The organism is Kitasatospora sp. HUAS MG31 (genome assembly GCF_040571325.1).
GTDB lineage: Bacteria > Actinomycetota > Actinomycetes > Streptomycetales > Streptomycetaceae > Kitasatospora > Kitasatospora camelliae.
Genome location: NZ_CP159872.1, coordinates 955,353 through 973,777 on the forward strand (window position 1 = coordinate 955,353; position 18,425 = coordinate 973,777).

Annotated in this window: 24 protein-coding genes and 3 pseudogenes; 9 read left to right on the forward strand and 18 right to left on the reverse strand. The window is 74.8% G+C overall.

What is annotated here, in order from left to right:
- Positions 1 to 43: 43 nt before the first annotated feature.
- From ABWK59_RS04515 to ABWK59_RS04530, 4 genes are all read right to left on the reverse strand, one after another.
- Positions 44 to 1,006, reverse strand: coding sequence for an SDR family NAD(P)-dependent oxidoreductase (locus ABWK59_RS04515; RefSeq protein ID WP_354637991.1), 963 nt, complete (start codon positions 1,004 to 1,006; stop codon positions 44 to 46).
- Between the two features lie 8 nt (positions 1,007 to 1,014).
- Positions 1,015 to 1,242: a DUF6480 family protein gene (locus tag ABWK59_RS04520; RefSeq protein WP_354637992.1), complete on the reverse strand. Its 228-nt coding sequence runs from the start codon at positions 1,240 to 1,242 to the stop codon at positions 1,015 to 1,017.
- Positions 1,243 to 1,326: 84 nt separating this feature from the next.
- The gene (locus ABWK59_RS04525) at positions 1,327 to 1,665 is read right to left on the reverse strand and encodes an STAS domain-containing protein (protein ID WP_354637993.1); all 339 of its coding nucleotides are present in this window, start codon (positions 1,663 to 1,665) and stop codon (positions 1,327 to 1,329) included.
- 7 nt (positions 1,666 to 1,672) lie between these two features.
- Positions 1,673 to 3,181 (reverse strand): aminotransferase class I/II-fold pyridoxal phosphate-dependent enzyme, encoded by a 1,509-nt coding sequence (locus ABWK59_RS04530; protein WP_354637994.1) that lies wholly within the window; start codon positions 3,179 to 3,181, stop codon positions 1,673 to 1,675.
- Between the two features lie 260 nt (positions 3,182 to 3,441).
- Here ABWK59_RS04530 and ABWK59_RS04535 point away from each other — a divergent pair, with 260 nt between their 5' ends.
- Together ABWK59_RS04535 and ABWK59_RS04540 are read left to right on the forward strand one after the other, a co-directional pair.
- Positions 3,442 to 3,960, forward strand: a complete 519-nt coding sequence (locus tag ABWK59_RS04535; protein WP_354637996.1) for a DUF6328 family protein — start codon at positions 3,442 to 3,444, stop codon at positions 3,958 to 3,960.
- Positions 3,961 to 4,040: 80 nt separating this feature from the next.
- On the forward strand, positions 4,041 to 4,319 hold the full coding sequence (locus ABWK59_RS04540; RefSeq protein ID WP_354637998.1) for a hypothetical protein: 279 nt from the start codon (positions 4,041 to 4,043) through the stop codon (positions 4,317 to 4,319).
- Positions 4,320 to 4,359: 40 nt separating this feature from the next.
- On the opposite strand, the gene ABWK59_RS04545 is transcribed toward ABWK59_RS04540, so the two are convergent.
- Positions 4,360 to 4,806 carry an ATP-binding protein gene (locus ABWK59_RS04545; RefSeq protein WP_354638000.1) on the reverse strand — a complete coding sequence of 149 codons (447 nt, stop codon included), beginning with the start codon at positions 4,804 to 4,806 and terminating at the stop codon, positions 4,360 to 4,362.
- An 879-nt stretch (positions 4,807 to 5,685) separates the two neighbouring features.
- Here ABWK59_RS04545 and ABWK59_RS04550 point away from each other — a divergent pair.
- Complete coding sequence (locus ABWK59_RS04550; RefSeq protein WP_354644823.1) at positions 5,686 to 6,369, forward strand: DNA alkylation repair protein; 684 nt, start codon at positions 5,686 to 5,688, stop codon at positions 6,367 to 6,369.
- A 128-nt stretch (positions 6,370 to 6,497) separates the two neighbouring features.
- On the opposite strand, the gene ABWK59_RS04555 is transcribed toward ABWK59_RS04550, so the two are convergent.
- Complete coding sequence (locus ABWK59_RS04555) at positions 6,498 to 6,731, reverse strand: hypothetical protein (RefSeq protein ID WP_354638001.1); 234 nt, start codon at positions 6,729 to 6,731, stop codon at positions 6,498 to 6,500.
- 660 nt (positions 6,732 to 7,391) lie between these two features.
- Between ABWK59_RS04555 and ABWK59_RS04560 the strand changes: the two genes are divergently transcribed.
- Positions 7,392 to 8,333 (forward strand): SigB/SigF/SigG family RNA polymerase sigma factor, encoded by a 942-nt coding sequence (locus ABWK59_RS04560; protein ID WP_420492731.1) that lies wholly within the window; start codon positions 7,392 to 7,394, stop codon positions 8,331 to 8,333.
- A gap of 13 nt (positions 8,334 to 8,346) precedes the next feature.
- Here the strand turns inward: ABWK59_RS04560 and ABWK59_RS04565 are convergent, their stop codons facing one another.
- Entirely contained in the window at positions 8,347 to 9,081 is a 735-nt protein-coding gene (locus tag ABWK59_RS04565) for an alpha/beta fold hydrolase (protein WP_354638004.1), read from the reverse strand.
- Between the two features lie 141 nt (positions 9,082 to 9,222).
- Between ABWK59_RS04565 and ABWK59_RS04570 the strand changes: the two genes are divergently transcribed.
- Positions 9,223 to 9,546, forward strand: coding sequence for a plasmid stabilization protein (locus ABWK59_RS04570; RefSeq protein ID WP_354644824.1), 324 nt, complete (start codon positions 9,223 to 9,225; stop codon positions 9,544 to 9,546).
- A gap of 98 nt (positions 9,547 to 9,644) precedes the next feature.
- On the opposite strand, the gene ABWK59_RS04575 is transcribed toward ABWK59_RS04570, so the two are convergent.
- From ABWK59_RS04575 to ABWK59_RS04585, 4 genes and pseudogenes are all read right to left on the reverse strand, one after another.
- Positions 9,645 to 10,790, reverse strand: a complete 1,146-nt coding sequence (locus ABWK59_RS04575) for a carboxylate-amine ligase (protein ID WP_354638006.1) — start codon at positions 10,788 to 10,790, stop codon at positions 9,645 to 9,647.
- Positions 10,787 to 11,401 (reverse strand): hypothetical protein, encoded by a 615-nt coding sequence (locus ABWK59_RS04580; protein WP_354638008.1) that lies wholly within the window; start codon positions 11,399 to 11,401, stop codon positions 10,787 to 10,789. Before ABWK59_RS04580 ends, ABWK59_RS04575 begins: the two co-directional genes overlap by 4 nt.
- A 102-nt stretch (positions 11,402 to 11,503) precedes the next feature.
- Positions 11,504 to 11,641, reverse strand: a pseudogene (locus tag ABWK59_RS36585) (glutathione-dependent formaldehyde dehydrogenase); the annotation flags it as partial.
- A gap of 8 nt (positions 11,642 to 11,649) precedes the next feature.
- Positions 11,650 to 11,826: pseudogene (locus ABWK59_RS04585) on the reverse strand (glutathione-dependent formaldehyde dehydrogenase); the annotation flags it as partial.
- 312 nt (positions 11,827 to 12,138) lie between these two features.
- Between ABWK59_RS04585 and ABWK59_RS04590 the strand changes: the two are divergent.
- The 4 genes from ABWK59_RS04590 (at position 12,139) to ABWK59_RS04605 (ending at position 14,530) form a co-directional block, all read left to right on the forward strand.
- Entirely contained in the window at positions 12,139 to 12,561 is a 423-nt protein-coding gene (locus ABWK59_RS04590) for an SsgA family sporulation/cell division regulator (protein ID WP_354638010.1), read from the forward strand.
- A 114-nt stretch (positions 12,562 to 12,675) separates the two neighbouring features.
- A complete protein-coding gene (locus ABWK59_RS04595) occupies positions 12,676 to 13,236 on the forward strand; it encodes a hemerythrin domain-containing protein (protein ID WP_354638012.1) in 561 nt (186 codons plus the stop codon).
- Positions 13,237 to 13,459: 223 nt separating this feature from the next.
- Positions 13,460 to 13,957 carry a hypothetical protein gene (locus tag ABWK59_RS04600; protein ID WP_354638014.1) on the forward strand — a complete coding sequence of 166 codons (498 nt, stop codon included), beginning with the start codon at positions 13,460 to 13,462 and terminating at the stop codon, positions 13,955 to 13,957.
- A 165-nt stretch (positions 13,958 to 14,122) separates the two neighbouring features.
- Positions 14,123 to 14,530: a thiol-disulfide oxidoreductase DCC family protein gene (locus tag ABWK59_RS04605; protein WP_354638016.1), complete on the forward strand. Its 408-nt coding sequence runs from the start codon at positions 14,123 to 14,125 to the stop codon at positions 14,528 to 14,530.
- A 52-nt stretch (positions 14,531 to 14,582) separates the two neighbouring features.
- Here the strand turns inward: ABWK59_RS04605 and ABWK59_RS04610 are convergent, their stop codons facing one another.
- From ABWK59_RS04610 to ABWK59_RS04640, 7 genes and pseudogenes are all read right to left on the reverse strand, one after another.
- On the reverse strand, positions 14,583 to 14,906 hold the full coding sequence (locus ABWK59_RS04610) for a WhiB family transcriptional regulator (protein ID WP_354644825.1): 324 nt from the start codon (positions 14,904 to 14,906) through the stop codon (positions 14,583 to 14,585).
- Positions 14,907 to 14,965: 59 nt separating this feature from the next.
- Positions 14,966 to 15,181 (reverse strand): annotated as a pseudogene (locus ABWK59_RS04615) (CinA family protein); the annotation flags it as partial.
- A 7-nt stretch (positions 15,182 to 15,188) separates the two neighbouring features.
- On the reverse strand, positions 15,189 to 16,190 hold the full coding sequence (locus tag ABWK59_RS04620; RefSeq protein WP_354638018.1) for an iron-containing redox enzyme family protein: 1,002 nt from the start codon (positions 16,188 to 16,190) through the stop codon (positions 15,189 to 15,191).
- Positions 16,171 to 16,497, reverse strand: a complete 327-nt coding sequence (locus ABWK59_RS04625; protein ID WP_354638020.1) for a hypothetical protein — start codon at positions 16,495 to 16,497, stop codon at positions 16,171 to 16,173. Before ABWK59_RS04625 ends, ABWK59_RS04620 begins: the two co-directional genes overlap by 20 nt.
- 583 nt (positions 16,498 to 17,080) lie before the next feature.
- Positions 17,081 to 17,248 carry a hydrophobic protein gene (locus tag ABWK59_RS04630; protein ID WP_354638022.1) on the reverse strand — a complete coding sequence of 56 codons (168 nt, stop codon included), beginning with the start codon at positions 17,246 to 17,248 and terminating at the stop codon, positions 17,081 to 17,083.
- Positions 17,249 to 17,472: 224 nt separating this feature from the next.
- Positions 17,473 to 17,910, reverse strand: a complete 438-nt coding sequence (locus tag ABWK59_RS04635; protein ID WP_354638024.1) for an SRPBCC family protein — start codon at positions 17,908 to 17,910, stop codon at positions 17,473 to 17,475.
- An 80-nt stretch (positions 17,911 to 17,990) separates the two neighbouring features.
- Entirely contained in the window at positions 17,991 to 18,398 is a 408-nt protein-coding gene (locus ABWK59_RS04640; protein WP_354638026.1) for an SsgA family sporulation/cell division regulator, read from the reverse strand.
- Between the last annotated feature and the right edge of the window lie 27 nt (positions 18,399 to 18,425).

The following is an 18,425-nucleotide window of genomic DNA, read 5'->3' on the forward strand; positions in this document are numbered from 1 at the left end:
TCGACGCCGCGGTCTCCATGCGACCTCCGGCCGCAGGTCACGGCTATGGCTCGTTGGTGCGCCGGCCCGCGCGGGCGCCGGGGCGGGTCAGGACGGCGACCACCGGGTGGCGTTCCGCGACGGCGGCGACGCGGGCGACGCGGACCGGACGGGCCGGACGCGGACCCGCACCGGGCAGCAGCCGGGCGGCGAGGGTGAGGGCGCGGGTGGTGGTGGCCGGGGCCAGGCCGTACACCCGGGTGCCGAGCTTGGCGGCGGGGGTCAGGACCAGTTCGGGACGGCCGTGTTCGGCGGCGCGGACGACGGCCCGGGCGGCCCGGTGGGCGTTCATGGACAGCAGCGGCAGGGAGGCCGCGGCGGCGAACCAGGCGTACTCCTGCTCGGGCTGCCCGGCGAACTGCGCGGCGCGGTGCGAGCCGGTGCGCATCAGGCCGGGGAGCACGGTGGTGACGCTGATGCCGTCGGCGGCGAGTTCGGCGCGCAGCACGGCGGAGAGGCCGGTGAGAGCGAACTCGGCGGCCACGTACGGCGCCAGGTGCGGGGCCGGGATGCGGCCGCCGACCGAGGTGATGTTGACGATGGTGCCCCGGCCCGCGGCGCGCATGGCGGGCAGCACGGCGAGGGTCAGCCGCAGCGGGGCGGTGGTCATCAGGTCGAGCGCCCGGTCGAACTCGCGGGTGGTCAGCGAGCGCAGCGGGCCGACCTGGATCAGCCCGGCGTTGTTGACCAGCAGCTCCACGTCCGCGCCGAAGCGGTGGCGGACGGCGTCGGTGAGCAGGCGCGGGGCGTCGGGCCGGGTGAGGTCGCAGGCGGTGGCGGCGACCTCGCCCGATCCGACGCCGGCCAGGTGCTCCTCGGCCCGGACCAGTTCCTCCCGGTCCCGGGCGCAGATCATCACCCGGCAGCCGCGGGTGAGCAGTTCCTCCGCGATCAGCAGGCCCAGTCCGCGGGAGCCGCCGGTGACCAGGGCCGTGGCGCCGCGGAGGTGCTCGGGGCGGGCGTTCATGGCACTCCTCACACGGCCAGGGCGATGATCACGCCGATCAGCATCAGCGACACCGCCACGCAGAGCAGCACCACCAGCCAGGCCGGCCAGGTGCCCCAGGCGTGGCGCAGTTCGGGCGGCTCCGGCGTGGAGATGCCGGACACCCCGCCCTCGGCCGGCGGCGTGTCGCCGGGGAACGGGTTGCCGCGGGCGTCCACTCCGGCCGTTCCACGGGGTTCGGGGTCGGGTGAGGTCATGATCGTCTCCTCGCCTGGTCGCTCGGACGGCTGCGCCTACCCTCGGCCGGGGCCGGAAAACGGCGGCCGTACCTGCCCCCGCGGTCACCCTGTTCGAGGGGGACGGATGTCGAGGACGCGGTCCGCGCCGGACACCGCGAACAGCCGGGCGACGGGCGGCGGCACATGGGTCAGCTCCAGTCGGCTGCCGTGCTCGCGGGCGCGGCTGTCCGCGGCGAGGAGCGCGTTGAGTCCGCTGGAGTCGCAGAAGGTGACCTGGCCGAGGTCGACCTCGACGATGCCCACGTCCCGGGACGCCCAGGGCTGTTTCAGGGCGGCCTCCAGGTGGGGCACCGAGTAGTGGTCGATCTCGCCGGCGACCCGGATGACCGGACCGGCGGCCTGGGTGAGGACGACGACGCTGAGGTGTCCGATGCGCTCCACGGCCGGCTCACTCCCTCCAGGTCGGGGAGACGTCGTCCCCGGTGCGGTCCGGTTCCTCCACCGCGACCCGTACGGTCTCGACCCCGGCGTCGGCGGCGTCCGGCACGAGCATGCCGGCGTCGACGCCGGTGCGCAGGTAGGTGAGGACGTCCGCGGTGAGCCGTTCGCCGGGGAGGGCGGCGGGGATGCCGGGCGGGTAGGGCGTGAGCATCTCGGCGGCGATCCGGCCGGCCGCCTTGTCCACGGGCACCTGCTCCACCGTGCCGAAGAAGGCGTCCCGGGGCAGCATCACCTGCTCCAGGCGCAGGTCCGCTGGGTCGGGCACCAGGACGGGGGTGGTGGGCCCGAGGCCGGGGGCGACGTCGACGAGTTCGCGCACACCGTCGAGCAGGGCGGCCGTGGTCACCCGGTCGTCGGCGTGGGTGAGCTGGGCGCTGATCCGGCGGTGGTCGCACAGGTGCAGGGTGATCCGGTGGTGGGAGCGCAGCCAGTCGCCGGCGAGGTAGCCGCTGATCCGCAGCGCGGAGAGGTCGACCACGATCTGCAGCGGGTCGAGGTCGGCGGCCAGACCGGGCCCGCAGAAGTCCGCGCGGCCGTGGACGTGCAGGCCGGGCAGGGCGTCGATGCGGGCGCGGGTCTCCTCCGCGAGGGTCAGGGCGTCGTCGTAGAGGCGACGGCCGTCCTGGACCATCTGGCGCCGCCAGCCGTCCAGGGCGGCGTAGACCAACACGGACGGGCTGGTGGTGGCCAGCAGGTCGGCGCGCTGCTCCAGGACCGAGGGGTCGACCAGGTCGCCCTGGAGGTGGAAGACCGAGCTCTGTTCCAGCCCGGAGCCCATCTTGTGGACGGAGGTGACGCAGACGTCGGCACCGGCGTCCATGGCCCAGCGCGGCAGGTCGGGGTGGAACGGCAGGTGGGCGCCCCACGCCTCGTCGACGATCAGGGGCCGCCCGTACCGGTGGCAGACCTCGGCGACGGCCGCGAGGTCGGCGCACGTGCCGTACGGGGTGGGCGAGGTGACCAGCGCACCGCGGGCGTCGGGGTGGGCGCGGAAGGCGCGGTCGAACGCCTCGGGGGACGGCGGGTGGGCCAGGTTGAGGTCCGCGTCCCACTGGGGGTCGGCCCACAGGGGCCGGATGCCGGCGAGGATGAGCCCGGAGACCACGGCCTTGTGCGCGTCCCGGCCGACGACCAGGTGCTGGTGCGGTCCGGCGACCGCCAGCATGGCGGCCTTCACCGACAGCGAGCTGCCGCAGGTGGAGAAGAAGGTGTCCCCGGCCCCGACGGCCTCGGCCATCAGCCGCTGGGCGAGCTCGAGGATCCCGCGCGAGGCGGTGCGGTCGTCCAGGCCGCCGGTGGCCAGCACGTCCGCCCGGAACACGTCCCCGCCGAGGACCCTCAGCACACGGGGGTCCGTCCCACGGCCCTGCCGGTGGCCGGGTGGGGCGAACGCGGTCAGCGGGCTGTCGTGGAGCGCGGCGAGGGTGTCCAGTACGGGTGCCTGGGTCTGGTCCATGGCTGGGCGGCTGCCCGGCTGCCCGGCCCGGAAACGGGGAGCCGCGGGCCGGAGCCGATTCGTCCGGGCCCGGCCGGGTAGTCGCGGGAGAGGACGTGTACCCGGCGACCCGGACGACGAGGGAGCTGCCCGTCATGGACGCCGCGAAAACCGCCCGGCAGGTGGTGGAGGACTACGGACGGACCTACGCCGAGGAGGCGGGGATCCGGCTGCGGGCCGCGTAGCCGCCCGCCCGGCTCCCGTCCCCAGGAGCGAGCCCCATGTCCGACGACCGCCACCGCACCGGCCCCGGCCGCGACGAGACCCCGGAGGAGCGCGCCGACCGGCTCTGGAGCGAGATGCTGCAGGAGGTCCGGGTCTGCCAGACCGGCGCCCAGATCCTCTTCGGTTTCCTGCTCGCCGTGGTCTTCACCCCGCGCTTCCCCACCCTCCCCGAGTTCGACCGCGACCTGTACGTCGCCACGGTGGTGCTGGGCGCCGGCGCCACCGGCACCCTGATCGCGCCGGTCGCCTTCCACCGGTTCCTGTCCGGCCACGGGATGAAGCCGGAGCTGATCCGCGTGGCCGGCCGGCTGATCGCCGCCGGGATGGTGCTGCTCGCGCTCGCCATCACCTCCGCCCTGCTGCTCCTGCTGCGCACGGCCACCGGGAACTCCCCGGCGGCCTGGATCATCAGCGGAGCCGCGTTGCTCTGGTTCACCCTCTGTTGGCTGATCTGGCCGAGCGCGGTCCTCCGGCGCAACGGACGGCGCCGCGAGCGACGTCGCGACCGGCGCTGAGGCCGTGCGCGGGCCGTTTGCCTCCGCCCCGAGGGGCACGCGCGGGCCAGGAGACGGTTCCGAGCCGGAGGAGGCCGCCGATGCCCGGGGAGACGGAGTCCGACGACGCCGTGTACGGCTCGATCCTCCGCAGCCAGGACGCGTGGAACGCCGAGGGCGCCGGTGGCGACGAGGTCGGCGCGTTCCACCGGACCGTGCTGGAGCAGCACTCCGCCCGCATCCGGCGGTGCCACGACTACCTGAACCCGACTCGCCCTCCTGGACGACGACGGCCCGGGCGGGCAGGTGTAGCCGTCCGGTTTCGCCTACTGGCCCGGTACACCGTCACCGTTTCGTCTTCCGGGCTGTGCATAGCGTGATCCGTCGGGCAGGGTGGACCGCGGCGGCGCCCGGAAGCGCCTACGTGGGGAGCACTAACCCGGCCCGGCGGGCTGACCGGGGCAGCGGGACGTCGGCCCAGACGGTCTTGCCGGAGTCCGTGGGACGGAAGCCCCACCGCAGGCAGAGGCGGTCGACGATGAACAGGCCGTGGCCGTGGGCGGCCTCCGGGTGGTGCTCGCCCAGGACCGGCGGCAAGGGGTTCGCGTCGGTGACCCGGATCCTCAGCCGCTGCCCCTGGAGTTCGAGTTCCACCGACCGCACCCCGCCGCCGTGGTCCACCGCGTTCGCCAGGAGTTCCGCCGCGACCAGGACGGCGTCGGCGGCGGCCTCGGCCGGGGTGTCGAGCCGCCAGCCGGCCAGGGCGCGGCGGACGAAGCTCATGCCCGCACGCCCGGCGGCTGCGTCGGGCGCGGGGAAGCCGAGGCGGCGGCGGTGGAAGGCCGCGGGGCCGAGGGAGGGGCACATGGGTCGTGGGATCCCGGGCGAACCGAAGACTTGCGAGGACACTGACCCGTCTGCCCGCCCGTCCCGAGGTCATGCACACGGCCGCCCCCGGGCGACTCCGCGCGGTACGGCGGCTCAGACCGGCAGGCGGAGGGTGGCGCTCGGCGCCGTCCGGTAGGCGTCCCGGTACAGGCCGGCGAACCGGCCGGGGTGGGCGAAGCCCGAGCGGGCGGCGATCTCGGTGGAGCCGGCTGCGGCGGGTATTTCGGCGGACCGCAGGGATGCGGTGCACGCACGGAGCCGGCGCGTTCAGGGAACGCGGCGGGCCCACGGGCGGGCCGCGCGGGGTCAGCCCGGCCACGGTCGTTCGCCCCGCGGCCCGGGGAGCGGTGATGTTTCGTTCCCGAGGCTGCGGCCAGACGCCGGGACAGCCGTTCTGCAAGGGCAGGAACGGTGGGGGGCAGGAACGGTGGGGGGCCGGACGCGAGGAGGTCGACCCATGCGTCCCGTACTGCACATCGTGCGCCGTACGACGTCCGAGGGTGAGCGGGTGGTGGAGGTCGCCGGAGAGGCGGACATGGACACCGCCGACCAGCTGCGGCCCTGCACGCCGCACTGACCGATCGTCCCCGGCCCTCGGAGGTCGTGGTGGACTGCTCCGGCCTGGACTTCTGCACCTCCGTCGGCCTCAACGAACTGCTGCGCGCCCGCGCGGACGTCGCCCGGATCGGCATGGGCTTCCGTCTCGGCGCGCCCGGCGAGCAGACTCGGCACCTGCGGCGCGGACGCCGCCGGGACCGACCGCGGGCTGCGAGGCCCGGCCGCCTGAACGCGCCCGCCGCCGTGCCGTCGGCGGGCCGTCGTACGCTGGCCGCACAACGCGAGGGACGGGAGCCCGTGGTGGCCGAGACGACGCAGACCGGGACGACGGTCGCCGAGGTGACGGCCGAGCTGGCCGCGCTGGAGGACCCGAGGAGCCGCGAAGTCAACGCACGGCACGGCGACGACCACGCAGTGAACCTCACCAAGCTGCGCGCGCTCGCGAAGCGGCTGAAGACCGACCAGGACCTGGCGCGTGGGCTCTGGGAGACCGGTGACTCGGCGGCGCGGCTGCTGGCGCTCCTGATCTCCCGGCCGAAGGCGTTCGGGCGGGACGAGTTGGACGCCATGCTGCGGGAGGCCCGCACGCCCAAGGTCCACGACTGGCTCGTGAACTACGTGGTGAAGAAGAGCCCGCACGCCGAGGAACTCCGCCTGGCCTGGTCCGCCGACCCGGATCCGGTCGTCGCGAGCGCCGGCTGGGCGCTGACCACCGAACGCGTGGCGAAGCAGCCCGAGGGCCTGGACCTCCCGAGACTGCTCGACACCGTCGAGGCCGAGATGAAGGGCGCCCCGGACCGCCTCCAGTGGGCCATGAACCACTGCCTCGCCCAGATCGGCATCGAGCACCCCGAGCACCGCGCCCACGCCATCGCCATCGGCGAGCGCCTGGAAGTCCTCAAGGACTACCCCACCACCCCCGGCTGCACCTCCCCCTACGCCCCCACCTGGATCACCGAGATGGTCCACCGCCGGACCCCCTGACCCGGCCGTCCCCCACCCCCGCCCCCGACACCGCCCACGCCGGCTCCACCCCTCCCGCCCCGAACCCGGACGGCTCAGTGCCGTCCGGGGCCCGGCGCTCCCCTCGGGGTACGGCGCGGCGGCCCGCTTCACTCGTGGCCGTTGCCGGAGGCGGCGAGGAGGAGGCCGGTGGCGGCCTGGACGCCGCCGTTGAGGCGGACGGCGTTCACCGTGCGACGGGGCACGCCGGGGATGTCGGCCAGCGCGTCCACCACGGGTTCGGCCGCCGGTGCCAGCGGCGCCGGGCGCCGTAGGGCGTCGGTGCCGCCGGCGATGAACATCGACGCCAGCAGGGGCCGGGCACAGATTCTGACGATAGCCATGGGCTGCGGCTTCCCCGGCGGACGGCGCCCAAGGACGAGCCGGGGGTCGACCGTGCCGTCTGCGGCGGCTCGGGGCCCGGCGCGCCGGGGACCGCGGGCGGTTCGGGTGCGCGTCCCCCGACGGTCTCCGCCGTCGTCTCCGGGGTGGGCTGGACGGGGTCCGGCCGTTCCATGGTGTCCTCCAGGGATGGGTGCGAAGGGGCGACGGTCTCTCGGCGGCTGCCCCGGCTGTGCCGGGCGAACCGGACCGCCGACGGGGTCACGCCGTGCGGAAGCGCTCGGCCTCCCGGGCCTTCGTGGCCCCACTCCTTCGGTCCCGTTCGGTCCCGGCGCGGGTACGTGGACGCGGTCGGCCCACGGGTGCACGGCTAACCGCTGAGGGCGGGGTGAAACGCCCGGCGGGCGGCCGACGACCGGGCGAATCCGGAATCGATGACTCCGGTTGAATCCGGGGAGGCCGGGTAGGGGCTCAGGACGGAGTGACGGACGATGCTGTCCGCCTCCGGCCCGGCGGCCCCGACCGCCGCCGGCCACCAGGCGCGGTGCGCCGTGCCGGGACCCCGTCTCCCCCTTCCAGCCGTCGGGTGGCACGGTGTCCTGCCTGCCGCCCGGCCCGCGGCCTGCGCGCCGCCCGGTGACGGTTTCCCACAGCGCAGGGAGATGACCTCGTTGTCCACTCCGACCCCGTCCACGCCCGTCCCCGCCCCCGCCGTCACGGCTCCCGTCACGGCCCCCGCCGTCACGGCCCCCGTACCGGCGGAGGAGCTGCCCCGGCCGACCCCGCAGCAGATGCGGGCGATGGGCAAGACCGAGGCCCGCGAACTCAGCGACGCGCTGTTCGCCCGGCTGGCCGAACTGGACCGCGAGAGCCACGCCTACAGCTACGTCCGCGGCACCATCATCGAGCTCAACATGCCGCTGGTCCGGTTCGTCGCCGGCCGCCTGCGCCACCACACCGCCGAGACGGAGGACATCCTCCAGGTCGGCACCATCGGCCTGATCAAGGCCGTCGACGGCTACGACCACCACCGCGGCGTCGAGTTCCTCACCTACGCCATCCCCACCATCGTCGGCGAGATCAAACGCTTCTTCCGCGACACCTCCTGGCCCCTGCGGGTCCCCCGCAGCCAGCAGGAGCTCTACCTCCAGGTCGCCCGCGCCTCCGACCGCCTCGAACAGCAACTCGGCCGCCTCCCCGCCCCCGACGAACTCGCCGAGGACCTCCACCTCACCCGCGACGAGGTCCTGAGCGGCCTGGAGGCCGGCCGGGTCTACCGGGCGGACTCCCTGGACGCCCTGCACGACGACGGCCCGGACGAGGCCGGCAGCTCCCTGCTCGACCGGCTCGGCGCCTGCGACCACAACCTCGAACTCGTCGAGTTCCGCGAAGCCGTCCGCCCCCTCCTCACCTCCCTCACCCCCCGCGACCGGCAGATCCTGCTCCTCCGCTTCTGGGGCCACCACACCCAGACCGAGATCGCCGAGCGCATCGGCGTCTCCCAGATGCACGTCTCCCGGCTGCTGGCGTCCGTCCTGGCCCGCCTCCGCCAGGGCCTGGAAGACGCCCCGAACAACCGCGACGGCGAGCCGGCGGCGGTCTGAGGCCCGTGGGGGCTCAGTCCCCCAGGAGGCTCCGCCCCTCCCCGGCGGCGGCACCGACCAGGACCTCGGCCAGCTCGACCGGCGTGGACAGCATCGGGTAGTGGCCGGTGGGCAGCTCGAAGAAGGTCACCCCGGGCTCGGCGAGCTTGGCGAACCGGGGCGCGCCGGTGGCGTACAGCGCCCGGGCGACCTCCAGGCTCAGCCCGTTGGCGAGGCAGAACACCCCGGTGGTGGGGACCTTCAGCCAGGCGCCGGTCAGCTCGACGGGGTCGGTGACGGTGCGCAGCGGGTGCGGGGTGATCAGGCGCAGGTAGCGCTCCTCCTCCGCCTCCGGCACCCCGTGGACCGGGTCGAGCCCGGTCGGCACCCGCAGCACCGGGCCGTCGGCGGCCTCCAGCAGGTGCGGCATCAGGGTGACCACCGCCTCACCGGTTTCCGGGGTCCCGGTGTCCACGATCACCAGCCGGGCGACCTTCTCCGGGTGCCGGTCGACCGCCGCGACCGAGGGGAAGATCCCGTAGCTGTGCGCCACCAGCACCACCCCCGGCTCCTGGGCGTCCAGCAGCTCGGCCACCGCGTCCGCGTGCTCGGCCAGACCGATGCCCGCCGCGTCCTCCCCCGCTCGCTCGCCGAGGCCCGGCAGCGTCACCGGAACCGCCCGGTGGCCCTTGGCGGTCAACTCCGCGGCCACCGCCTCCCAGGCCCAACCACCCAGGTACAGACCGGGAACCAGCAGGAACGTCGTCATGATCGACCCCTTCTCACACGTACATCGAAACCGCACCGACGCCACGGACCGTACGACCTCCCCCAGCGGGAGATTCCACCGCACGCCGGCGGGTAGGCGCGCGGGAGCACGCAGGTGGACCATGACGAGGAGGGACGGACCATGCCGGCCGGTTCCAACAAGAAGCGGGAACGCCAGTACGAGCACATCAAGGACAGCGCCCTGGACCGCGGCGAGAGCGAGAAGCGGGCCGAGGAGATCGCCGCGCGGACCGTCAACAAGGAACGCGCCCGCCACGGCGAGTCGAAGACCGCCAGCCGCAGCTCCCTCCAGGACATGTCCTCCTCCAAGCGCGGCGGACAGCGCTCGCACTCGGGTGCCAAGGGCCCGACGTACGACCAGCTCTACAACGAGGCCAAGCAGCGCAACATCGAGGGCCGCTCCAAGATGAACAAGAAGGAACTCGCCGACGCCCTCGGCCGCTGACCGGATCAGCCCCCGGACCGGATCAGCCCCCGCCCGGTGACCCCTGAGGGAGGGTCACCGGGCGGGGGCCGTACGACGTCGGGTCCACGACGGCGGGTTCACAGCGCGGGCAGCGTCACCACCGTCCGGGTGGACGTCAGGCGGGCGGTCAGCCGGGCCAGGTGGTCGACCACCGCCGGGAGCGAACCGTGTCGGGCCAGGGCGACGCGCTGCCGCTCGGCGCCCGTGCCCCTGGTCAGCAGCTTGTCCACCAGGCTCCGGGCGAGCAGCAGGTCGTCGTGCAGCTCCAGTCCGGGGGCGGCCCGGTCCAGCAGGGCCTCCAGCCGGAGCCGCGCCGGAACCCTCCGGCCGGTGACGGGATCGAGGCCGTCGCCGTTCAGCCCCACCTCGGCGGCCCGCCGGTGCGCCTCCCGGACCGCCCCGGCGGACAGCGGCGGCGGGACCGCCCCGGTCCGGTGCTCCGCCAGCAGGACCTCCGCCAGCCCCCGCAGCAGGACGGCCAGCAGCACCGGGACGTCCAGGTCGGCGTTGGTGTCGGCGACCCGGATCTCCAGGGTGGGCAGGTGCTCGGACGGCCGGGTGTACCAGTAGATCATCCTCCGGTCGCGGATCACCCGGTCGGCGAGCAGCCTGCACACCGTCCGCTCGTAGCCCCGCTCGTCCAGCAGCGGGGCGGGCCCGCAGGTCGGCCACGCCAGGTGCCGGCTCCACCGGCTGCTGGCCACGCCGTTGCTCCGGCCCTCGCAGAACGGGGAGTTGACGCACACCGCCTGCAGCACGGGCAGCCAGGGCCGCAGGTGCCCGGCGAGGGCGAGGGCCTCCCCGCGGTCGAGGTCGCCGAGGTGGACGTGACAGCCGCACAGCTCGCCGGCCCGGTCCGCGACCGGGCCGGCGTCCTCGGCCATCCGCCGGTACCGCAGGCTGCCGGTGACGGGCAGCGGGTGGCGGCTGGGCAGCACGGCCGTCCCGGACGCGACCAGCAGGCAGCCCACACCCGAGGCGGCGCCCAGGGTGGCCCGGCGCATCGCCACCAGCTCCGCCCGCAAGTCCCCGGCCGTCTCGACCGGGGGCGTGCAGGCCTCCACCTGGGTCGCCAGGAACTCGAACTGCGCCCGCGCGCCGAGGGTCTGGGCCGCGCACTCGACCACGGCCGCGGCCCGCGGCACGGTCGTCCGGGTCTCGGGGTCGGCGAGCAGGTACTCCTCCTCCACCCCGAACCTGAGCCGGCCGGCGGGAGTGCTCATCTCCGCTCCTCACGCTGCCAGGGGTGCAGCGGGACCCGTGGCCGCCGCCCGGCGGGTTCCGGCTCCGTCTGCGGCGCGGGGGTCTCGGCGCTGGCGTCGGGACCGGGCGCCCCGCCGTACGTGGGGTCGGATCCGTAGCCGTACGCGGGGTCGGAGCCACGCGTCGGGGCGGAGCCGTGGGCGGGGTCGGAGCCGTACGCGGGCTCCCGGGCGCTCGTCGGGGCCTGACCGTACGTCGGGGCCTGACCGTACGTCGGCTCTCCGTCGGGTGCGCGGGCCGGATCAGCCGTCCCCGCCGCCGGGTCAGCCGTCGTCGGACGGGCGGCCGGCGTCGGACGGGCAGCCCTCGCGTGCCGGGCGGGCACGCCCGCGGTCGCCACCGTGCGCCGTCGTCGGGCCCGGAGCGCGCCCGCAACCACCAGGGCGACCCCCGCCGTGAACAGCAGGGTCAGCGCGATACCGGCCAGGAACGCCTCCTGGGCCGAGTACCCGCCGATGTCCGACCCGACGACCGTCACCGCCGTCTCCGGGCCGCCGTCGAGGTTGCCCGCGATCAGCAGGCCGGTGAAGGCACCGGCCGCCATCAGGAGCAGCAGACCGAACAGGAACATGGGTCACCTCCTCACCAGGGACCGTGCGCCTACCCCGGCCACGCAGCGTCATACGTCTCGCATGCACCGCGATCCGCACCGGTCAGGGCGTGAACGGGCCGGTCAGGGCGTGAAGAGGACCTTCACGGCGCCGTCCCGCTTCTCCTGGAACATCCGGTACGCCTCCGGCGCCGCGTCCAGCGGCAGGCGGTGGGTGGCGAAGGAGTCCACGCCCAGCGGGTCCTCGTCGGTGAGCAGCGGCGGCAGCGGCCGAGGATGTCGCCGGCCTCCAGGATCGGGCCGAACACGTCGTACAGGTGCAGGTCCGAACCGCGCAGGCCGGTGGAGGTGATCTCCACGATCACGTCGTCCGGTTCCTTCATCAGCGGGTCGGGGACCTCCTCGATCCGGACGTCGCGCCGCCCGTGCCAGGTCAGTGCCTTCATCGCTCCTCCGCCCACGTCGGGCCCGGACGGCCGCCCGGGTCTGCCCCCGGGCGTCTGGCCACCAGCCGGCCGCCGAAACGACCCCGGACCGCCGCGGCAGCAGGGCGTGACCCGCCTCGTACGGCGTGGGCCCGCAGGACGGCGCCGGCGGGTCCGGATGCGGGAGACCTGATCGATCCACCACGCGGGGCGGCTGCACGGGAGTTGTGCAGATTTCGGACCCGCCGTCTGGGAGCCGCGGCCCCGGGTAGCCGCTCCTCGTACCCGCCCGCCCGTGCGGGCACCGCCAGCCACCCGGAGGACCCAGCCTCGATGCCGATGACCGCCGTCCACGCGATGTCCGTCACTTTCCCCGAGAGCCTGCTGCCGGACGTCCCGGTGGAGGCGGAACTCAGCTTCGACACGAGCCTTCCCTACGCGGCGTGCCTGTCGTTCGCGGTCGCCGACTGCGGCTGCCTGGACGGCGGGGCCCGGGTGTGCTGGTACTTCAGCCGTGAGCTGCTGAACGAGGGCCGCCACGCCCCGGCCGGCCACGGCGACGTACGAGTCCGTCCCGGTACCTGCGGCGATCTCCTCATCGCCCTGAAGGCTCCCACCGGCCACGCGGTGCTCAGCACCTCCACGGCCTCGGTCGCCGCCTTCCTCGCCGACTCCTTCGCCCTGGTCCCCGCCGGTTCCGAATCCGATCACCTCGACGTCGACACCGCGCTCGCCCGGATCCTCGCCGGCGGCTGACCACCGTCCGATCGAGTGAGACACCGCCTCCGTGCTCAATCGGGCCGCCCGACGGGGGATCACTGCCCGGTGGGCGGGATGGTCCCGGCCCGACGGACGGAAGGCGGATGTGCGATGGGGCACGGCGGGAACGTGATCGACGAGCTGATGGCCGACCACCGGGAGGTGGAGGAGATGTTCGCCCGGATCCAGGCGATGACGGGCGGCGGCCAGGACCTGCGGGACGCCGTCGACGAGGTCACCATCGAGCTCGTACGGCATTCGGTCGCGGAGGAGCAGCACCTGTACCCGGCGGTGCGCGAGCACGTCGCGGACGGCGACCGGCTCGCGGACAAGGAGCTCGAGGACCACAGCCGGGTCGAGAAGATCCTCAAGCAGCTGGAGAAGACGCGCACCGACGACCCGCAGATGAACCCGGTGCTGCAGCAGCTCATGGACGAGGTCTCCGCCCATGTCCAGGACGAGGAGACCACGCTCTTCCCGCAGCTGCGGCAGGTCTGCACGCCGGAGATGCTGGACGATCTCGGTGACAAGATCCGCCGTGCGAAGGCCATGGCTCCCACCCGCCCGCACCCCGCGGCGCCGAGCACGCCCATGGCCAGCAAGCTCCTCGCGCCGGGAGCCGGCCTGGTCGACCGGGCCCGCGACTTCGTCACCGGCCGCGGCAAGTCCTGACCCGCCCGCCGGCGTACGACGGCCGCACTCGTCCGGAGCCGGGGCCGGATCGCACGCGTCATGTCCGCCCGGCTCCGGCCGGGCGGGCGTGACGGCGGTCATTCCGCCCGGCCGGGTCGGGCGCCTACAGTGTCGGCCACGAGCGGGGCAGCGCGGCTCCGCACCGCCAGCTCGCGCCCCGATCGTTCGGACACCGGCGAGCCACCCCCGAGGGACGTCCGCCGTGACCACCGACCTGACCCCCGTCATAGCCGCCTCCACCCGCTGGCTCCTGACCGCATTCCCCCCGCCCGCGGGCGCGCTCAACCGGGCCCTGGCCGAGGCCCAGGCCCTCCAGGCGACCACCCTCGCCGCCGCCCTGGCCTACCCGACCGATCTGGACGCGGAACTGCTCCACCTGCTCGCCCCCAGCGGATCCCGCCGACTCGACCAGGTCACCGGATCCGACCCGCACCCCGACGACGCCGCCTGGCGGACCTGGGTCGACGAGACGATCGTCAGCTGGGCCGCCTGCCTCCTCGCCGACCCCGCCCTCGCCACCCACGCCGGCACCACCGCCCCGGACCGCACCGGCGACCCGCGGCGCCTCACCCGCCCCGGCACCCACGACCACCAGGCCGCCGCGCTCCTGCGCCACCCCGACTTCCTCGAAGGCATCGCCGGGCTGCACCGGCCCCGGCTCCTGGAACTGCTGAACGTCGAATCCGCCGGGCTGCGCTGAACCCGGCAGCGCGCCAGGGACGGCTCGACCCCGTGGCGGCGGCGGACAATGGCAGTACCGGAGCCGACCGGCCCCACCGCCCGCACGGGCCCCTGCAACCACCACGACGGGGCAGGTCGCTTCCTCCGGGATGGTGAGGGTGGAGCAGACATGGGAAACGCGGAGATGACCCGTCCTGCCCTCCAGGAGCCGCTGCTGCTGTTCGACGGCGAATGCCCTCTCTGTACGGACTGGGTCGCGCGGGCCAAGCGGTACCCCGGCATGTCCAGGTCGTCGGGCCCGTGGGAGGCCGTCGCCTACGAGTTCGTCGATCTTCCCGCCTTGAACGCCCGGCTGGGGCACCCCGGAGCCGTCTGCCCCGAGACGGTCCAGCGCAGCCCCCTCTGGGTCACCCAGGCGGGCAGGCGGTACAGCGGCATCGACGCCTGGGCCCACCTGCTGATGCGCTCCGGCGGCCCCTGGTGCTATCTGGGCGGCCTGCTGGCCCTGCCACCCGTGCGATGGCTGCTGACGATCGCCGCAGCTCCCGCGGCACGGCACTGGCATCCGCCCCGGACCTCCGGGGTGCCCTGACCGGGGCGTCGCACGGACGGCCGGCCCTTCGACGCGCGGCGCCGAGGCGGGGTCAGGCCGCCCGGTGCACGGGTGGCCGGCGATCGGTGGTCGACCGGCGACCGGTGGTCGGGCGGCGGGTGAGGAGGGCACGGCGCTCGTCCTCGGTGAGGCCGCCCCACACGCCGTACGGCTCGCGCGCCGCGAGGGCGTAGCGACGGCACTCGGACCGCACGGGGCAGCGGGCGCAGACGGCCACGGCCGCCTGCTCGCGCTCGTCGTGGGGAGTGCCCCGCTCTCCCGAGGGATGGAAGAACAGATCGGTGTCCGTGGTGCGGCAGGCGGCGCGCAGTTGCCAGCTCCAGTGGTGCTCGAACGCTCCGGGCAGGCGGGTGATAGCGGCCGTCGGACGCCCTCGGCCATCCGGGCGGCGACCTCGGGGTGGACCGCGCCGACCCGGGCCAGCAGGCCGGCGTCGACCCGGAGCAGGAGGTGCTTCAGGTCGGTGGCGTAGGCGACCACGCCGCCGCGGAACGCCGATCCGGCGCCGGGGGCCTCCGCGAGGGCCTGGCAGAGCCGGCCGCCGGTGAGGGATTCGCTCGCCGCGACGGTGTGGCCGGCCCGGGCGAGCGCGGCGACCACCTGCCGGGCCAGGAGGGCGGTCCGGTCCACGGTGGTCTCACAGGACTGCGGCGTGCAGCGAGGTGCGGCCCGCGCCCCAGGCGTCCAGGAGGTGCCGGGCGAGACGGTCCTCGGTGAGGCCGGCAGCGGTGATCCCGAAGGCGATGCCGTCGGCGAGGTGCGGGTCGGCGGCGACCAGGGGCTCGATGACGGTGTACCGGACGAGTTGCTCGTGCACGGCGTCGGCGACCACGTGCTCCCGGTAGAACAGCGTGCCGTCCGCGGAGGCACCCAGCCGTTCGAAGGCGCGGGCGAGCCGCTCGGCCCCGGGCGGGGAGGTGATCTCGACGGCCGCGAACTGCCCGACCAGGGCGGCCCGCAGCGCCCGGTGCAGGCCGAACAGCGTCATCAGGTTGACCACCGCCAGCGCCGGTGCGGGCACCAGGTCCAGGTAGCGCCCGTACGCCGGGTCCAGGCCGAAGTCGGACATCATCCGGGCGAACAGCAGCGCGTGGGCGTGCTCGGGCCGGCCGGCCCCGTACTCGTCGTACTGGACGGCCACCAGCGCGGCCTTGGCCGGGTGGGGCAGCCGGGGCACCACCCACATCTGCGGGTCGGCCTCCTTCAGGTGGTACAGCGAGCGGTGGACCAGGTACTCGCGGGCCTGCCACCGCTCGCCGTCGGTGAGCAGGTGGTGGGACGGGCCGGTGGCGTCCGGTGGTTCGGCGAGCAGCCCGGACAGGACGTCGGCGAGCGGCGGGACGGGGTGGGTGGCCGTCTGCAAGGCGGTCAGGAACGCCCGCTCCAGACGAGCGCGCAGGGCGAGCAGCGAGGGGTCCCACTCCAGGGCGGGGTCGACCCCGGCGAAGCCCTGGTAGTGCAGCTCGTAGCCGGCGTACAGGGCGAGTTGCTGGTCCTCGCCCCAGGCGCCGTCCGGGGTGATGGCGGCCTCGGGCAGGCCGCCCACCGGGTCGCCCCGGAGCAGGTCGAGCAGGTGGGCGGAGACCGGCCCGCGCGGCGAGGGCAGGAGGGGCGAGGTGTCAGCGGGTCGGACGGACATCCGGAGCACCCCCTCCCGTAGGCGGCGCCACCACGGCCCGGCCGGGCCGCAGTTCGAGCGTGCAGCACTTGGGCCCGCCGCCGGCCTTGAGCAGCTCCGGCAGGTGGACGGGGACCGGGACGAAGCCCTCGGCGCGCAGCCGCTGCGCCAGGCCGCGGGCGGCCGCCGGGAGGACCACGTGGCGGCCGTCGCAGACGGCGTTGAGGCCGAGGACGGCGGCGTCCGCCGCGCCCACCCGGACGGCCTGCGGGTACAGGGTCTCCAGCAGCCTCCGGCTGGCCGGGGCGAACGCCGGCGGGTGGTACATGATCTGGTCCTCGGCCAGCACCGCGAGGGCGGTGTCCAGGTGGAGAAGCGCGGGTCGACCAGGGTCAGGGTGACCACCGGGCGGCCGAGGACCCGGGCGGCCTCTCGGTGGGCGGCCCGGCTGGTGCGGAAGCCGGTGGCGGCCAGGATCCGCCGTCCGGCCACCAGGAAGTCGCCCTCGCCCTCGTTGACCGGCCCGGCGACGGCCACCGGCCGGAATCCGGCGGCGCCGAACCAGCGGCGGTGGGCGGCGGACTCCCCGGCCCGCTCCGGGTGGCGGAAGCGGGCCACCAGGACCCGGCCGTCAATGACGGTGGCGCCGTTCGCGGTGAACACCATGTCCGGCAGCCCGGGCACCGGGTCGATCACCTCCACCCGGTGGCCGAGCCGCCGCAGGGTGGCGGACAGCCCGTGCCACTGGGTCATCGCGGCGTCCAGGTCCACCGGCTCGGCCGGGTCCATCCACGGGTTGATGGCGTACTCCACGGCGAAGTGCGCGGGTGGGCAGAGCAGGTAGCGCCGCCGCCGCGCCGTCCGTACGGGCGGGCCGGCCCGCCCTGCGGGGTGGGGCCGGGGCCGACCGGTCACCACCGGTACCAGTGGGTCCGGTTGCCCCGGCTGGAGCCGCGGGCGAGGAAGCCCACCAGCCACACGACCAGCAGGGCGATGGCGATCCACCAGAGCGCCTTCAGGGCGAACCCGGCCCCGAACAGCACGATGATCAGCAGAAGTACCAGCAACATGGCGAGCATCCGAACCGCACCTCCTCCAGATCGCCCGGCGTCGGGGGTTCCGGCACCGGGTCCGTCGGGAAGCGTCTGACCGCAACCGGCGGACTGAAACAGCCGGCGGCCGGCCCGTCCGGCCCTGACCTCCGGTACGCGGACCTCCGGTACGCGCGAGGTGTGCGGGTCGCGCGGCATGACGGCCCGTCCCCTCGCTCCGGCCGGCGCCTCATCCCACGGGCTCCGCGCGCCTACCCGCCGGTCCCCGGATCGCCGCGGTGCTCGACGAACCGCTTGAAGCGCCGCAGGTCGCCCCTCACCCGGAGGTCCAGCATCCCGCTCAGGTCCGTGGTCGTCTCGGTGTTGTCCTCGGGCACCCGGTCGATCGCCAGCATCACCCGGGTGTGGGTGGGGTCGATCCGGTAGAAGGAGACGGCGCCCGCCTCGTACACGTGGCCGGCGACGGTGCACCAGGCGACGTGGTCGTCGACGGCCTGGTCGATGATCTCGGTGTCGAACTCCCTCGTCCCGCCGTTGCTCCGGATCCGCCAGTGGTTGTGGCGGTCGTCGATCCGGCGGACCTCCTCCACGCCCTCCCTGAAACTGGGGAAGTCCTCGGACTGCGTCCATTGGTGGTAGGCGGTGTCGAGCGGCACGTCCACCGCGATCGACTCCTGCACCGTGGTCACAGCTGTCCTCCTCGGTCGTCGGGCAGCCCCGGCCGGAGGGCCGAGGGCTGCCGTGGGGCGGGCGGTGTGGGCGGCCGGGATCAGTCGGGTTCGAGGAGGCGTTCGAGGTCGGCGTCGAGGTCCAGGTGGTCGCTCTCCCCGCCGGCCGGCACCAGCGCGTAGCAGGCGGCGAGGAACTCGTCCAGGCTGGCCATCGGTACGCTCACCATCGTGGTGCCTGCCCGGCTCGTCCGGCGGATCAGCACATCCCCCTGTTCGCCGGGGCTGACCTGGATCTCCCCGGGTCCGGCGGGACGCCTGCGGCCGTCGGCCAGCAGCTCCCGGCCGAAGTACCAGCACACCTCCGAGCTACTGGTGCCCACGGCCAGGCAGACCGTGTACGGCCGGTTGCTGATGTAGCGCAGCTCCGCGTACACCGGGTCGTCGGGCGACCGGTCGTCCAGGAACCGGACCGCCGTCGAGCGGACGGTGGGTTCTGACTGCGGCATCGCCATCACCTCCCGGGCGGGCACCTG

Bases quoted from the DNA above. Each gene is read 5' to 3' on its own strand.
- ABWK59_RS04515 (WP_354637991.1), bottom strand. From the start codon at position 1,006: ATGAACGCCCGCCCCGAGCACCTCCGCGGCGCCACGGCCCTGGTCACC.
- ABWK59_RS04520 (WP_354637992.1), bottom strand. From the start codon at position 1,242: ATGACCTCACCCGACCCCGAACCCCGTGGAACGGCCGGAGTGGACGCC.
- ABWK59_RS04530 (WP_354637994.1), bottom strand. From the start codon at position 3,181: ATGGACCAGACCCAGGCACCCGTACTGGACACCCTCGCCGCGCTCCAC.
- ABWK59_RS04535 (WP_354637996.1), top strand. From the start codon at position 3,442: ATGTCCGACGACCGCCACCGCACCGGCCCCGGCCGCGACGAGACCCCG.
- ABWK59_RS04540 (WP_354637998.1), top strand. From the start codon at position 4,041: ATGCCCGGGGAGACGGAGTCCGACGACGCCGTGTACGGCTCGATCCTC.
- ABWK59_RS04545 (WP_354638000.1), bottom strand. From the start codon at position 4,806: ATGTGCCCCTCCCTCGGCCCCGCGGCCTTCCACCGCCGCCGCCTCGGC.
- ABWK59_RS04555 (WP_354638001.1), bottom strand. From the start codon at position 6,731: ATGGCTATCGTCAGAATCTGTGCCCGGCCCCTGCTGGCGTCGATGTTC.
- ABWK59_RS04560 (WP_420492731.1), top strand. From the start codon at position 7,392: ATGACCTCGTTGTCCACTCCGACCCCGTCCACGCCCGTCCCCGCCCCC.
- ABWK59_RS04565 (WP_354638004.1), bottom strand. From the start codon at position 9,081: ATGACGACGTTCCTGCTGGTTCCCGGTCTGTACCTGGGTGGTTGGGCC.
- ABWK59_RS04570 (WP_354644824.1), top strand. From the start codon at position 9,223: ATGCCGGCCGGTTCCAACAAGAAGCGGGAACGCCAGTACGAGCACATC.
- ABWK59_RS04575 (WP_354638006.1), bottom strand. From the start codon at position 10,790: ATGAGCACTCCCGCCGGCCGGCTCAGGTTCGGGGTGGAGGAGGAGTAC.
- ABWK59_RS04580 (WP_354638008.1), bottom strand. From the start codon at position 11,401: ATGTTCCTGTTCGGTCTGCTGCTCCTGATGGCGGCCGGTGCCTTCACC.
- ABWK59_RS04590 (WP_354638010.1), top strand. From the start codon at position 12,139: ATGCCGATGACCGCCGTCCACGCGATGTCCGTCACTTTCCCCGAGAGC.
- ABWK59_RS04595 (WP_354638012.1), top strand. From the start codon at position 12,676: ATGGGGCACGGCGGGAACGTGATCGACGAGCTGATGGCCGACCACCGG.
- ABWK59_RS04605 (WP_354638016.1), top strand. From the start codon at position 14,123: ATGACCCGTCCTGCCCTCCAGGAGCCGCTGCTGCTGTTCGACGGCGAA.
- ABWK59_RS04620 (WP_354638018.1), bottom strand. From the start codon at position 16,190: ATGTCCGTCCGACCCGCTGACACCTCGCCCCTCCTGCCCTCGCCGCGC.
- ABWK59_RS04625 (WP_354638020.1), bottom strand. From the start codon at position 16,497: ATGTACCACCCGCCGGCGTTCGCCCCGGCCAGCCGGAGGCTGCTGGAG.
- ABWK59_RS04630 (WP_354638022.1), bottom strand. From the start codon at position 17,248: ATGCTCGCCATGTTGCTGGTACTTCTGCTGATCATCGTGCTGTTCGGG.
- ABWK59_RS04640 (WP_354638026.1), bottom strand. From the start codon at position 18,398: ATGCCGCAGTCAGAACCCACCGTCCGCTCGACGGCGGTCCGGTTCCTG.